Below are 12,145 nucleotides of genomic sequence, written 5' to 3'. Positions count from 1 at the left end.
GACCGATGGAGGTTCCCATGGACACGATGACGGGCGAAATCGTCTCGCCGCTGGCGCTGCTGACGGCGAAATTCGCAGGCGCGATCGGCGGATCGGTGATCTCGATCGCCTATCTCCTGCCGAACGGGCGGCGCGACGCCGCCGTGCGCTTTCTCACCGGCGCGGTGACCGGGCTGGTCTTCGGTGGCCCGGCCGGCGTCACCATCGCCGAGCATTTGGGTTTCGCCGCCAAGTTCGGCGCGGCGGAGGTGGCGCTGATGGGATCCGCCGCCGCCAGCCTCTGCGCCTGGTGGGCGCTCGGCGTGATCCAGCGCTTCGCCGACGGGCTGTTCACCGTGGCGAACCGGGCCCGCGGCGGGGGCGACGACGCCAAGCGAGGCGAGAGTGCCGGAGAGCGCCGATGAGCGGGGGCGGGGCGGCCTTGCCGCTGCCGGTGCTCGACGAGACCGGCATCGTGCGCGGCTATGCCAGCCTCTTCGGGCGCACCGACCTCTCGGGCGACCGGATCGCGCCGTGGGCCTTCAAGCGATCGCTGGCGGAGCGGGGCGTGGCGGGCGTGCGCATGCTCTGGCAGCACGACCCGGCGCAGCCGGTGGGCGTGTGGACGCGGCTCGCCGAGGATTGGCACGGGCTCTACGCCGAAGGGCGGCTGGCGCTCGGCACCGCGGGCGGGCGCAACGTCTTCGAGCTCTTGAAGGCCAAAGCCGTGGACGGGCTGTCGATCGGCTTCCGGGCGCGGCGCGCGAAGGCGGTGCGCGAGGCCGGCGCACGGCGGCTGCTCCTCGACATCGATCTCTGGGAGATCTCGGTCGTCACCTTTCCCATGCAGGAGGCCGCGCGCGTCGCCGAGACGCGCTCGCGCCCGCTCGAACTTCTCGACCGCATCGCCGAGGCGACGCGGCGGATGGCCCGTCCGACGCCGCGCTTCGGCGTCTGATTTCTTTTCCCAACGATGGAGCGAACCACCATGTCCACCACGAACCACCAGGGTGCGCCCGAGATCAAGGCCGGTGGCGCTCAAGGCGCCGGCACCGGCGGCGGCGAGATGTTCGGCGAGTTCATGCGCGCCTTCGACGCCTTCCGCGAGGCCAACGACGACCGACTGTCGCAGATCGAGAAGCGGATGGGCGCCGACGTGCTGACCGAGGAGAAGGCCGACCGCATCTCGCGCGCCATGGACGAGCAGGAGCGGCGCATCGAGCGCCTGACGCTGAAGAGCCTGCGCCCGCCCGTGGGCGGGCCGAACGAGGGCGCGGCGGCGGCGCCGAGCGAGCACCGCTCGGCCTTCGAGGCCTATGTGCGCGGCGGCGACGAGACGCGGCTGCGTCGGCTGGAGGAAAAGGCGATGTCGGGGCTGGTGGGTGCCGACGGCGGTTTCCTCGTGCCGAGCGAGACCGAGACCGAGATCGGCCGGCGCCTTGCCGCGGTTTCGCCGATCCGGGCCATTGCGGGGCTGCGCACTGTCTCCTCGGCGGTGCTGAAGAAGCCCTTCGCGGTGAACGGCGCGCAGGCCGGCTGGGTGGGCGAGACCGACGCCCGGCCGCAGACCAACGCGCCGCAGCTGGCCGAGCTGACCTTCCCGACGATGGAGCTCTACGCCATGCCGGCGGCGACGAACGCGTTGCTCGACGACGCGGCCGTCGACATCGACGCCTGGATCGGCGAGGAGGTGGAGCAGGCCTTCGCCGCGCAGGAAAGCGCCGCCTTCGTGAACGGCGACGGCGTCGCCAAGCCCAAGGGCTTTATGCGCTACGAGGCGGTGCAGGAGACGGCCTGGGCCTGGGGCAAGGTCGGCACGGTCTCGACCGGCCTCAGCGCCAACTTCGCCGCGACGGCGCCGGCCGACGCGCTGGTCGATCTCGTCTATGCGCTGAAGGCGGGCTACCGGCAGAACGCCTCCTTCGTGATGAACCGGCGCACGCAGAGCGCCGTGCGCAAGCTGAAGGATGCCGACGGCAACTACCTCTGGCAGCCGCCGACGATCGCGGGCGCCAAGGCGACGCTGATGGGCTTTCCCGTGGTCGAGGCAGAGGCGATGCCCGACATGGCGGCCGGCAGCCTCTCGGTCGCCTTCGGCGACTTCGCCCGCTTCTATCTCGTGGTGGACCGGCAGGGGGTGCGCGTGCTGCGCGATCCCTATTCCGCCAAGCCCTACGTCCTCTTCTACACGACCAAGCGCGTCGGCGGCGGGATCCAGGATTTCGACGCCGCGAAGTTCCTGCGCTTCGCCGCCTGACACGGCGAGGAGACGGAGATGGGGAGGGGGTGGGCGGCGACGCCCACCCCTTTTCCGTTTCGAGCGGCGAGGATCGGAGACGACATGATCTGGATGGAAACCGAGACCGGCGCGGCGGAGCCGGTGGGGCTGGCCGAGGCGAAGGGCTTCCTGCGGCTGGAACACGACGGCGAGGACGCGCTCGTGACCCGGTTGATCGCGGCGGCGCGCGAGGCGGTGGAGGCCGAGACGGGGCTGGTGCTGCGCGTGGCGCGCGCACGCCTGGCGCTGGAGCCGCCGGCGGGCGGCGGGCGGATCGAGCTCTCGCGGCGGCCGGTGCGCCGGGTGGTGGCGGCCGAGGCGTTCGACGTGGCGGGCGAGGCGATGACGATCGATCCCGCGGGGATCGCGGTGCGCAACGAGCCGCTCGGTGCTTCGCTGCGACTGCCGGCGATGGCCGCGCCGAACGGGTTGGAGCTCGATCTCGAACTGGGGCTCGACCCCGCCGCGGTGCCGGAGGGCGTGCGGCAGGCGATCCTGCGGCTGGTGGCGGCGGCCTTCGAGACGCGCGCCGCCGTGCCTGCCGCGATGCAGCCGGCGGTGATGCCGCCCTTCGTGCGCGGGTTGCTGGCGCCGCTGCGGCGGGTGCGGCTCTGATGGCGCCGGCCTTTCTCGATCCCGGCCTGTTCAACCGGCGCGTCGCGATCGAGCGCAATCTCGGCCGTCCCGACGGCGCGGGCGGCCTCATTGACGCCTGGACGGAGATCGGCGAGACGGCGGCGCGGGTGGAGCCCTTGAGCGCGGAGGTGCGCGAGCGCTTCTCGCAGCGGATCGGCACGGTGACGCATCGCGTGACGCTGCGCCAGCGCGTGGGGCTCGACCGGGGCGACGCGTTCCGGCTCGGAGCGCGGCGACTGGTGATCCGCTGGCTGCACGACCCCGACGAGACCGGGCGCTACCTCGTGTGCCGCTGCGAGGAGGAGGCGTGACGCCGTCCGTGCGCGTCCGCCTGAGGCGCGAGGGATTGCGCGAGGCGATGAAGCGGCGGGTGCGCGAACGCATGTCGCGCGAGGCGTCGCTCGATGATCCACGGCTGGACGATGGCGAGCAGGCGGCGTTCGGAGAGGCGGGGCGACCCGGCATCGCCGATCCGCCGATCCTGACGAAATCTTAACCATCGGCTCGTCGCCCGGCGATGTTCACGCCATATGTCTGGATATATCATTCCAGCCGATTTCGACATCACGGAGGAGAGCGGCATGGGGCATCCCAGTGCTGAACTGCAGACGACGATCGTGACGGCGCTGACCGGCGACGCGGGGCTGACGGCGCTTCTGGGCGGGCCGAAGGTGTTCGACCGCGTGCCGGAACGCGTCGCATTTCCCTATCTCACGCTCGGGCGCACCGCCGTGATCGATTGGTCGACGGGCACCGAGGACGGGGTCGAACATATCCTGACGCTGCATGTCTGGGCGAAGGGCGGCTCGAAGCAGGAGACCTACGAGATCATGCACAAGGTCTCGGCCAAGCTCCACGACGCGAACCTGCCGCTCCACTCGCACCGGCTGGTCAATTTGCAGCTCCAGTTCGCGGAAGCGCGGCAGGAGCCGGACTCGCCGACCTATCACGGCATCCTGCGGTTTCGCGCGGTGACGGAGCCGCTGGCCTCATAACGGGCTCGCGCCGGCGCGAGGCCGGCATCGTCGACATCGGTGAAAATTTCGGGGCGGTCCGTTCGGGCCGCCCTTTTTCGTGGATCGAACCCAAGGAGACCAACATGGGTGCGCAGCGGGGCAAGGACTTTCTTCTCAAGCTGAAGCCGGAGGAGGGGGGCGCCTTCCAGACGGTGGCGGGGCTTCGCTCGCGGCGCCTCTCGTTCAACGCCGAGCCGGTGGACGTGACCGACAGCGAGAGCGCCGGGCGCTGGCGCGAGCTTCTGGGCGGGGCCGGCGTGCAGCGGGCGGCGCTGTCGGGCTCGGGCATCTTCAAGGACGCGGCATCGGATGCGGCGGTCCGGCGGCTGTTCTTCGAGGGGCGCGTCGCGCCGTTCCAGGCGGTGATCCCGGATTTCGGCAGCGTGAGTGGGCCGTTCCAGGTGACGGCGCTCGAATATGGGGGCGAGCACAATGGCGAGGTCTCGTTCGAGGTGACGCTGGAATCGGCCGGCGCGCTCGCCTTCGAGGCGCTCTGATGGCGGCGAACCGGCGACGCGGCGAGGTCTCGGCCGAGATCGACGGGCGCGAACGCACGCTCTGCCTGACGCTCGGCGCGCTCGCCGAACTGGAGGACGCCTTCGCGCTCGACGACATCGCGGCGCTCGCCGAGCGCTTCGGATCGGGCCGGCTCTCGGCGCGCGATCTCACGCGCATTCTCGGCGCCGGGCTGCGCGGGGCCGGCGAGAGCGTCGCCGACGAGGAGGTGGCGGGGATGCGCATCACCGATGGCGCGGCGGGCGCGGCGCGGATCTGCGGCAAACTGCTGCGGGCGGCCTTCGGCGAGGGGGAGCCGGCGGGGGAAGGCCCCGCGCGCCCTTGAGCGCGGCCGCGCCGGGGGAGCCCGGCGGCGCGGCGGCGTTTCCCTGGGACGAGGCGATGAGCGTGGGGATCGGCCTGCTGCGCCTTTCGCCGCGCGACTTCTGGCGGATGACGCCGCGTGAACTCGCGGGTGCCGTGAAGCCGCTGGTGGCGCGAACGGCGGGGGCGCCGAGCCGGGGCGGGCTCACCGATCTGATGCGGCGATTTCCCGATGGAGGCGAGCGATGAGCGAGACGGTGGACACGATGCGCATCGCGGTGGAGGCCGACACGAGCGGCTTCGACCGGGCGCTGGGCGATCTGACGACGCGCGCCAACGGCTTCGGCTCGGCGCTGACGGCGGCGTTTCGCGGCGGCGTCGGCGGCGGCAAGTCGTTCGACGGCGTGCTGCGCCAGCTCGGGCAGCGCATCTCGACGATCGCGCTGGACGCGGCGCTGAAGCCGCTGACCAACCTCGCGGGCGGCCTGTTCGGCCAGCTTCTCGGCGGGATCGGCGGCGGGGGCTCCGCTGCCTCCGCCGCAGCGCCCTCCATCCTGCCCTTCGCCAAGGGCGGCGTGGTGCGAACGCCCTCGTTCTTTCCAGCGGGCGGGCAAATGGGGCTGATGGGCGAGGCGGGGGCGGAGGCCATTCTGCCGCTGCAGCGCGGCGCCGATGGCTCGCTCGGCGTCTCGCTGCAGGGGGGCGGGGGACGGAGCGGGCCCTCGATCGTCTTCAACGTCTCGACGCCGGACGCGCCGAGCTTTCGCCGCGCCGAGGTGCAGATCCAGGCAATGCTGGCGCGCGCCGCGCAGCGCGGCCAGCGCGGGCTCTGAAGCCGCCGCCGGCGGATTGCCCGCCGGGGTTTCGCCCCGTCATCCCACCCATAGAGGACCGATCCCATGAGCTTCGCTTCCTTCAGCGAGGAGCGGTTTCCGCTGCGCGTCGCCTTCGGCACGAGCGGCGGGCCGGAGCGGCGGACGGACATCGTCCGCCTTTCCAACGGCTTCGAGAACCGCAACCAACGCACGCGCCATTCCACGCGCCGCTACGACGCGGGGTCGGGGGTGAAGAGCCTCGCAGACCTCGTCGCCGTGCTCGACTTTTTCGAGGCGCGCCGCGGCCGGCTCGTGGCCTTCCGGTTCCGCGATCCGTTCGATGCTCGCTCCTCGCGCATCGGCCTGCCGCAGACCGCCTTCGACCAGGCGATCGGGACCGGCGACGGGGTGACGCGGACGTTCCAACTCGCCAAGCAATACGGCGCCGGCGAGGACAGTTATCGACGACCGGTGATGAAGCCGGTGGCCGGTTCGGTGCTCGTCGCCGTGGCGGGCACGCCGGCCGCGGCGTTCACGCTCGACGCGGCGACGGGGCTCGTGACGCTTGGGGCTGCGCCCGCCATCGGCGTTGCGGTGACGGCGGGCTTCGAGTTCGACGTGCCCGTGCGCTTCGATACCGACCATCTGTCCGTCAACATGGCGGCGTTCGAGGCCGGCGACATTCCGACGATCCCGCTCGTGGAGGTGCGGCCGTGAGGGTGCTGGGGGAGGATCTCGCGCGCCGGCTGGCCGAGCCGGCGACGACGCTGGCGAACGCCTGGCGGCTGCGGCGTCCGGACGGGCGGATCGATGGCTTCACCGACCACGACGAGAATCTCGTGTTCGCGGGAACGACGTTTCGCGCGGCGACCGGCTGGACGGCCGGCGAGGCCGAGAGCGCGCTGGGTCTGGCGGCGGGGACGCAAGGGGTGGAGGGCGCGCTGTCCTCCGACGCGCTGGACGAAGCCGAGATCGCGGCGGGGCTCTTCGACGGCGCGCGGGTGGAGATCTTCCGGGTCGATTGGCGGATGCCGGCGGCGGCGGCGCTCGTGGAGGTCTGCGATCTCGGCGAGGTGACGCGCGGGCGCGGCGGCTTCACGGCCGAACTGCGCTCCCTTGCCGCACGGCTCGACCGCATCCATGGCCGTACCTACCGGCGCCGCTGCGACGCCGCGCTCGGCGACCGCCGCTGCGGCGTCGATCTCCATGCGTGGACGCGGCGGGGGACGCTGGTGCGGCGCGAGGGCGAGGCGACCATCGTGGCCGGCCTGCCCGATCTCGACCGAGCGCTGTTCGAGCGCGGACGCATCGCGCTGGGGGAGAATGGCGAGCCGGCGGATATCCGCGATCTCGCGCCGGCTGCCGAAGACGGGTGCTGGCGCGTCACGCCGGTTCGCCAGCCTGCCGGAGCGACGTCGGATGCGACTGTCCGGCTCGTTGCCGGATGCGACCGGAGCTTTCGCACCTGCCGCGACCGCTTCGCCAACGGCGTGAACTTTCGCGGCTTTCCGCATCTGCCGGGCACCGACATTGCGCTGGGCGTCGCCAAGCGCGACGCCGCGCATGACGGCACGCCGGTGGTGGCGTGATGCGCGCGCGGGTTCTGGCGGTCGCCGCGACGTTTCTCGGCACGCCCTACCGGCACCAGGGTTCCACGCGGGGGGTCGGCTGCGACTGCCTCGGGCTGGTGCGCGGCGTCTGGCGCGAACTCTACGGAGCCGAGCCTGAAAGCCCGGCCCCCTACGCGGCGGACTGGGCGGAGACCGAGCCCGGCGACCCGTTGCTCGCGGCGGCGCGGCGGCATTTCCTGCCGGTCGCGATCGCCGACGCGATGCCGGGCGATCTCGTGCTGTTTCGCTGGCGCGCCGGCGGCGCGGCGAAGCATTGCGGCATCCTCGGCCACCCCGATTCGGACGGCTCGCCGCGCCTTCTCCACGCCTACGAGGGCGTGGCAGTGGTGTCCTCGCCGCTGACGCCGGGCTGGGCGTCACGGATCACCGCGGCCTTCCGATTTCCCGAAGGAGACTGACCGATGGCGACGATCCTTCTGCAGGCTGCGGGCGGGGCCCTTGGCGGGCTCGTGGGCGGACCGCTCGGCGCGGTCGCGGGGCGGGCGCTGGGTGCGCTCGGTGGTTATGCGATCGACAGCCGGCTCGGGGGTCGCACGCAGCGCCGGGAGGGGCCGCGCCTCGGCGCCAGCCGGGTGCTCGACGCCGACGAGGGGGCGGGCATCGCCCGGCTCTACGGCACCGCACGGATCGCGGGGCAGGTGATCTGGACGACGCGCTTCGAGGAGGTCTCGACGACCGATCGCTCGGGCGGGAAGGGCGGCGGCGGCGCGGCGCGCACGGAGACGACCACCTACAGCTATTTCGGCAATGTCGCGATCGGCCTCTGCGAAGGTCCGGTCGCGGGGGTGCGCCGGATCTGGGCCGACGGCGAGGAAATGGACCTCGCGGGGGTGAACTGGCGGCTGCACCGGGGCGACGAGCGCCAGCAGCCCGACCCGCTGATCGAGGCCAAACAGGGGCGTGGCAACGCGCCGGCCTATCGCGGGCTCGCCTATGTCGTGGTCGAACGCCTGGCGCTGGAGCGCTGGGGCAACCGCATTCCCAACATCGCCTGCGAGGTGCTGCGCCCTGTGGGCGAACTCGAGCGCGCGATGCGCGCCGTCACGGTCATTCCCGGCGCCACCGAGCACGGGCTCGACCCGCTGACGGTGCGCGAGAGGCTGGCGCCGGGGCACGACCGCCTGATCAACCGCAACGTCCTGCACGGCGCCAACGACGTCACCGCCTCGATCGACGAGCTGACGGCGCTGTGCCCGCAGCTGGAGCGCGCCGCGCTCGTCGTGTCGTGGTTCTGCGACGACCTGCGGGTGGGGCATGCCGGCGTGTGGCCGGGCGTGGAGACCACGATCCGCGACGAGACCGTGCCCTGGCGGGTCGGCGGTCTGGCGCGCGCCGAGGCGCGGACGGTGAGCCAAGTGGAGGGCGGCCCGGCCTATGGCGGGACGCCTTCGGATGCCGGCGTCGTGCGCTCGATCCAGGCGCTGGCGGCGCGGGGGCTGAAGGTCACACTCTACCCGTTCTTGCTGATGGACGTGCCGGCGGGGAACGCGTTGCCGGACCCCTATGGCGGCGGCGGGCAAGCTGCCTATCCCTGGCGCGGCCGGATGACGCTCGATCTCGAACCCGGGCAGCCCGGCTCGCTCGACGGGACGGCGGGCGTGAGCGCCGAGATCGCGCGCTTCGTCGGCCGCGCCGCTCCCGGCGATTTCGCGGTCGAGGGCGGGGAGGTGCGCTACCGCGGGCCGTCCGAATGGTCGTACCGGCGCATGGTGCTGCATCAGGCCGCGCTCGCCCGGCTGGCGGGCGGCTGCGACGCCTTCGTGATCGGCTCCGAGATGCGCGGGCTGACGCGGCTGCGCGACGAGGCCGGGCGCTTCCCCTTCGTCGAGGCGCTCGTCTCGCTGGCCCGCGACGTGAAGGCGATGCTGCCGCGGGCGACCGTCACCTACGCCGCGGACTGGAGCGAGTATTTCGGCTACCAGCCGGACGACGGCTCGGGCGACGTCTTCTTCAATCTCGATCCGCTCTGGTCCGATCCGGCGATCGACGTGGTGGGGATCGACAACTACCTGCCGCTCGCGGACTGGCGCGACGGCGATGCGGAGGCGGGCGGTCGCGATGCGATGACCTCGCCCTACGACCGGGAGGGACTGGCCGCGGCCATCGCAGGCGGCGAAGGGTTCGATTGGTACTATGCCAGCCCGCAGGACCGGCGGTCGGGGCGCCGGACGCCCGTCACCGATGGGCTCGGCGAGTCCTGGGTCTACCGCCCGAAAGATCTCCGGGGCTGGTGGAGCCATCGCCATGTGGAGCGTCGCGGCGGGGTCGAAACCGGCCCGTCGAGCGCTTGGGTGCCCCGCTCGAAGCCGATCTGGTTCACCGAACTCGGCTGCCCCGCGATCGACCGCGGGGCCAACCAGCCGAACGTCTTCGTGGACCCGAAATCGGCAGAGAGCGCGTTTCCGCACTTCTCGGCCGGCGCGCGCGACGACCATGCGCAGCGCCGCTTTCTCGAAGCGCATCTCGCCTACTGGAACCCGCAGGCACCCGGCTTTCGCGACGCCGACAATCCGGTCTCGCCGGTCTATGGCGGGCGCATGGTGGCCGCGGACGCCATCCACCTCTGGTGCTTGGACGCCCGTCCGGCACCCGCCTTTCCTGAGCGGGCTGACCTCTGGCGCGACGGCGGCAACTGGGAGCGGGGCCACTGGCTGACGGGGCGTCTCGGCCGCGCGCCGCTCGACGCGACGCTGGCGCAGATCCTCGACGACCATGGCGTCGAGGCGTTCGATGTCTCCGCCGTCGATGGCGAGATCGGCGGCTATCTCGCGGGCGGGCTCGCATCGGTGCGCAGCGAGATCGAGGACCTCTTGCGGCTCTGCGGGATCGAGGCCTGGAGCGAGGGCGGCATCCTTCGCTTCCGATCGGTCGACAGGGCCCGGCCCGTCACGGTGATCGACGCGGTGGTGGACGACGACGAGCGGGCGCTCATTGAGATCCGGCGTGGCGAGGCCGGCGCAAGCGCCGACGAGATGCTTCTCGGCTTCAGCGATCCCGCGCGCGCCTACCAGCCGGCCACCGCGGACGCCGTGCTCGGCACCGCCGCGCTGCCGCGCCAGACCACTCTCGAACTGCCCGTCGTCATGGCCGAAGGCGAGGCGCGGCAATGGGCCGAGAGGCTGCTGCGCCGCGAGGGGGGCGAGCGCGAGGTCGCGAGTTTTGCCCTCGCGCCGACGCGGCTCGACCTCGTTCCCGGCGACTGGATCGAACTGCCGGAAACAACGGGATGCTGGCAGATCGAGCGGATCGAGGACGGCGAAGCGCGGCGCATCGAGGCACGCCGGCGCACGCCGGGCGGCGCGCCGCGGCGCAGCCCGTCGGAGCCGACGATGCCGCGGGCACCCGCGCCTGTCTTCGCGTCCCGACCCGTGGTGCATTTCCTCGATCTGCCGGATCTCGGCGTCTTCCCGGACGGCGAGGGCGCGCGCTTCGCGGTGTCGGCCGTGCCGTGGCTTCCCTACGAGCTTTTGGTCTCGGCGGGCGGCAGCGGGTTCGAGGCGCGGGCGCGTGCCGCGAGGCCGGCGACGGTGGGGCGGCTCGCGGAGCCGTGGGGGGCGGGATCGCAGGCCCTGCTCGACCGGAGCCATCGCCTCGTCGTCGATCTCGTGTCGGGCGGGCTTTCGTCCGCCGCGGAGCTCGACCTCTGGGGCGGCGCCAATCTCGCTGCGGTCGAGGGCCCCGGCGGGGCGTGGGAGGTGATCCAGTTCCGCGAGGCCCGCGAGATCGCGCCGGGGCGCTTCGCGATGACCGGACTCGTGCGGGCGCTCGGCGGGACGGAAGATGCCTTGGCCGGCGGCGGGGCTCGGGCGGGCGCCGGGTTCGTGCTGCTCGACGGCGCCACCGGCGCGCTTCCCCTGAAGGCGGCGGATGTCGGGTCCGAGCGGTCCTGGCTCGTGGTGCCCGCGGGCCGCGCGCTCGACGACGACGCGGTGGTTCGGCGCCCGGCGGTGCTGGGCATGAGGCGGCTGCGGCCTCTGGCGCCTGTGCATCTGGCCGGGCGGCTCTCGCCCGCCGGGCTCGCGCTGCGATGGATCCGGCGGACCCGATCGACCGTGGAGGCCTGGGAGGGCGCTGACGTGCCGCTGGGCGAGGCGAGCGAGACCTATCGCGTGACGATCGGGGAGGGGCGCTCCGACGCGCTGGTCGTGGAGGCACCCGCCCCGAAGATCGTGATCGACGCGCAAACCCTGAGCGAGCGCTTCGGCGGGCTTCCCGAACGGCTCACCGTCGCGGTGTCGCAAATCAGTTTGACCGCGGGGCCGGGCACGGCCGCGCGGATCGAGGTCGTGCGCCGGCCTTGAGGGCGGCGCGAGACAGAGTGCAACGTCGAGGAAGGGAAACGACATGACCGACACGAAGAACTGGTGGGCCTCGAAGACCGTCTGGGGCGGCCTCGTCGCGCTGTGCGGTGGTCTCGCAAGCCTGTTCGGCCTCGAGATCGACGGGTCGTTGAACGACAATCTCGTCTCGGCGCTGATCGAGGCGGCGGGCGCGATCGGGGCGGTGGTCGCGATCTTCGGCCGTTTCGACGCCCGCGCGACGCTGCGCTAGCGGCGGCGAATGGGGGGCGGGTCGCCCCCATTCATTCGACATTCAGCGTGGTGCCGCTAGAAAGAACGGCATCGGAATGCAGGATCGCCATGTTCGCCCACCTTTCTCGACGATCGACGATCGCGCTGCTCGCCTTCGCGGCGACCTTCGGCTCGGCGAATGCGAGCTGGCTCTCGGGAAGCGACGCGCCGGCAACGCAGACGAACGACGGCCGTTACGAGATCGCCCAGGGCGGGTGCTCTGCGGCGGCCTCGCAGGCGGCGGCGCAGAGCGGCGGCCAGATCCTCTCGGTGCAGACCGCGCAGAGGGGCGGCCAGACCGTCTGCATCGTCACGGTTCTCATTCCGGCGCAGGACGGCAACCGGCCTCGCCGACAAACCATCACGGTTCCGCAGTAGAACGCCAGACGCCCGGACATCC

The 12,145-nt window shown here is 72.4% G+C and carries 17 protein-coding genes; all 17 read left to right on the top strand.

Features of this window, described 5'->3' with window-relative positions; genetic code table 11:
* Positions 1 to 17: 17 nt before the first annotated feature.
* The 17 genes from GGR04_RS01990 to GGR04_RS01910 all read left to right on the top strand — a co-directional run bounded on the left by GGR04_RS01990 (position 18) and on the right by GGR04_RS01910 (position 12,123).
* Entirely contained in the window at positions 18 to 404 is a 387-nt protein-coding gene (locus GGR04_RS01990) for a DUF6107 family protein (RefSeq protein ID WP_183197319.1), read from the top strand.
* Positions 401 to 937 carry an HK97 family phage prohead protease gene (locus GGR04_RS01985; RefSeq protein ID WP_183197318.1) on the top strand — a complete coding sequence of 179 codons (537 nt, stop codon included), beginning with the start codon at positions 401 to 403 and terminating at the stop codon, positions 935 to 937. Before GGR04_RS01990 ends, GGR04_RS01985 begins: the two co-directional genes overlap by 4 nt.
* Positions 938 to 967: 30 nt before the next feature.
* Positions 968 to 2,236, top strand: a complete 1,269-nt coding sequence (locus GGR04_RS01980) for a phage major capsid protein (protein WP_183197316.1) — start codon at positions 968 to 970, stop codon at positions 2,234 to 2,236.
* An 84-nt stretch (positions 2,237 to 2,320) separates the two neighbouring features.
* The gene (locus GGR04_RS01975; RefSeq protein ID WP_183197314.1) at positions 2,321 to 2,872 is read left to right on the top strand and encodes a head-tail connector protein; all 552 of its coding nucleotides are present in this window, start codon (positions 2,321 to 2,323) and stop codon (positions 2,870 to 2,872) included.
* Positions 2,872 to 3,204, top strand: coding sequence for a phage head closure protein (locus GGR04_RS01970; protein ID WP_183197312.1), 333 nt, complete (start codon positions 2,872 to 2,874; stop codon positions 3,202 to 3,204). The genes GGR04_RS01975 and GGR04_RS01970 overlap by 1 nt, the downstream gene beginning before the upstream one ends.
* 35 nt (positions 3,205 to 3,239) lie before the next feature.
* Complete coding sequence (locus GGR04_RS01965) at positions 3,240 to 3,389, top strand: hypothetical protein (RefSeq protein WP_183197309.1); 150 nt, start codon at positions 3,240 to 3,242, stop codon at positions 3,387 to 3,389.
* A 34-nt stretch (positions 3,390 to 3,423) separates the two neighbouring features.
* On the top strand, positions 3,424 to 3,888 hold the full coding sequence (locus GGR04_RS01960) for a DUF3168 domain-containing protein (RefSeq protein ID WP_312857384.1): 465 nt from the start codon (positions 3,424 to 3,426) through the stop codon (positions 3,886 to 3,888).
* A gap of 104 nt (positions 3,889 to 3,992) precedes the next feature.
* Positions 3,993 to 4,406, top strand: a complete 414-nt coding sequence (locus tag GGR04_RS01955; RefSeq protein ID WP_183197308.1) for a phage major tail protein, TP901-1 family — start codon at positions 3,993 to 3,995, stop codon at positions 4,404 to 4,406.
* A complete protein-coding gene (locus GGR04_RS01950; protein WP_183197305.1) occupies positions 4,406 to 4,750 on the top strand; it encodes a gene transfer agent family protein in 345 nt (114 codons plus the stop codon). Before GGR04_RS01955 ends, GGR04_RS01950 begins: the two co-directional genes overlap by 1 nt.
* A complete protein-coding gene (locus GGR04_RS01945; RefSeq protein WP_183197303.1) occupies positions 4,747 to 4,977 on the top strand; it encodes a rcc01693 family protein in 231 nt (76 codons plus the stop codon). Before GGR04_RS01950 ends, GGR04_RS01945 begins: the two co-directional genes overlap by 4 nt.
* Positions 4,978 to 4,994: 17 nt before the next feature.
* Entirely contained in the window at positions 4,995 to 5,561 is a 567-nt protein-coding gene (locus GGR04_RS01940) for a phage tail tape measure protein (RefSeq protein ID WP_376769820.1), read from the top strand.
* Between the two features lie 66 nt (positions 5,562 to 5,627).
* On the top strand, positions 5,628 to 6,260 hold the full coding sequence (locus GGR04_RS01935; protein ID WP_183197300.1) for a DUF2460 domain-containing protein: 633 nt from the start codon (positions 5,628 to 5,630) through the stop codon (positions 6,258 to 6,260).
* Positions 6,257 to 7,132 carry a phage/gene transfer agent baseplate hub protein gene (locus GGR04_RS01930; RefSeq protein WP_183197298.1) on the top strand — a complete coding sequence of 292 codons (876 nt, stop codon included), beginning with the start codon at positions 6,257 to 6,259 and terminating at the stop codon, positions 7,130 to 7,132. The genes GGR04_RS01935 and GGR04_RS01930 overlap by 4 nt, the downstream gene beginning before the upstream one ends.
* Complete coding sequence (locus GGR04_RS01925; RefSeq protein WP_183197296.1) at positions 7,132 to 7,572, top strand: NlpC/P60 family protein; 441 nt, start codon at positions 7,132 to 7,134, stop codon at positions 7,570 to 7,572. Before GGR04_RS01930 ends, GGR04_RS01925 begins: the two co-directional genes overlap by 1 nt.
* Before the next feature lie 3 nt (positions 7,573 to 7,575).
* Complete coding sequence (locus GGR04_RS01920; RefSeq protein ID WP_183197294.1) at positions 7,576 to 11,475, top strand: baseplate multidomain protein megatron; 3,900 nt, start codon at positions 7,576 to 7,578, stop codon at positions 11,473 to 11,475.
* A gap of 43 nt (positions 11,476 to 11,518) precedes the next feature.
* The gene (locus GGR04_RS01915) at positions 11,519 to 11,725 is read left to right on the top strand and encodes a hypothetical protein (protein ID WP_183197292.1); all 207 of its coding nucleotides are present in this window, start codon (positions 11,519 to 11,521) and stop codon (positions 11,723 to 11,725) included.
* An 89-nt stretch (positions 11,726 to 11,814) separates the two neighbouring features.
* A complete protein-coding gene (locus tag GGR04_RS01910; protein ID WP_183197289.1) occupies positions 11,815 to 12,123 on the top strand; it encodes a hypothetical protein in 309 nt (102 codons plus the stop codon).
* Positions 12,124 to 12,145: the final 22 nt, after the last annotated feature.

Origin of the sequence: Aureimonas pseudogalii, assembly GCF_014196835.1 — a bacterium.
Lineage (GTDB): Bacteria > Pseudomonadota > Alphaproteobacteria > Rhizobiales > Rhizobiaceae > Aureimonas > Aureimonas pseudogalii.
The sequence above is the reverse complement of the archived record's forward strand: the minus strand, read 5'-3'. Positions and strand labels throughout refer to the sequence as shown.

Bases quoted from the DNA above. Each gene is read 5' to 3' on its own strand.
- GGR04_RS01925 (WP_183197296.1), top strand. From the start codon at position 7,132: ATGCGCGCGCGGGTTCTGGCGGTCGCCGCGACGTTTCTCGGCACGCCC.
- GGR04_RS01970 (WP_183197312.1), top strand. From the start codon at position 2,872: ATGGCGCCGGCCTTTCTCGATCCCGGCCTGTTCAACCGGCGCGTCGCG.
- GGR04_RS01980 (WP_183197316.1), top strand. From the start codon at position 968: ATGTCCACCACGAACCACCAGGGTGCGCCCGAGATCAAGGCCGGTGGC.
- GGR04_RS01955 (WP_183197308.1), top strand. From the start codon at position 3,993: ATGGGTGCGCAGCGGGGCAAGGACTTTCTTCTCAAGCTGAAGCCGGAG.
- GGR04_RS01935 (WP_183197300.1), top strand. From the start codon at position 5,628: ATGAGCTTCGCTTCCTTCAGCGAGGAGCGGTTTCCGCTGCGCGTCGCC.
- GGR04_RS01940 (WP_376769820.1), top strand. From the start codon at position 4,995: ATGCGCATCGCGGTGGAGGCCGACACGAGCGGCTTCGACCGGGCGCTG.
- GGR04_RS01915 (WP_183197292.1), top strand. From the start codon at position 11,519: ATGACCGACACGAAGAACTGGTGGGCCTCGAAGACCGTCTGGGGCGGC.
- GGR04_RS01990 (WP_183197319.1), top strand. From the start codon at position 18: ATGGACACGATGACGGGCGAAATCGTCTCGCCGCTGGCGCTGCTGACG.
- GGR04_RS01920 (WP_183197294.1), top strand. From the start codon at position 7,576: ATGGCGACGATCCTTCTGCAGGCTGCGGGCGGGGCCCTTGGCGGGCTC.
- GGR04_RS01975 (WP_183197314.1), top strand. From the start codon at position 2,321: ATGATCTGGATGGAAACCGAGACCGGCGCGGCGGAGCCGGTGGGGCTG.
- GGR04_RS01985 (WP_183197318.1), top strand. From the start codon at position 401: ATGAGCGGGGGCGGGGCGGCCTTGCCGCTGCCGGTGCTCGACGAGACC.
- GGR04_RS01960 (WP_312857384.1), top strand. From the start codon at position 3,424: ATGTCTGGATATATCATTCCAGCCGATTTCGACATCACGGAGGAGAGC.
- GGR04_RS01910 (WP_183197289.1), top strand. From the start codon at position 11,815: ATGTTCGCCCACCTTTCTCGACGATCGACGATCGCGCTGCTCGCCTTC.
- GGR04_RS01950 (WP_183197305.1), top strand. From the start codon at position 4,406: ATGGCGGCGAACCGGCGACGCGGCGAGGTCTCGGCCGAGATCGACGGG.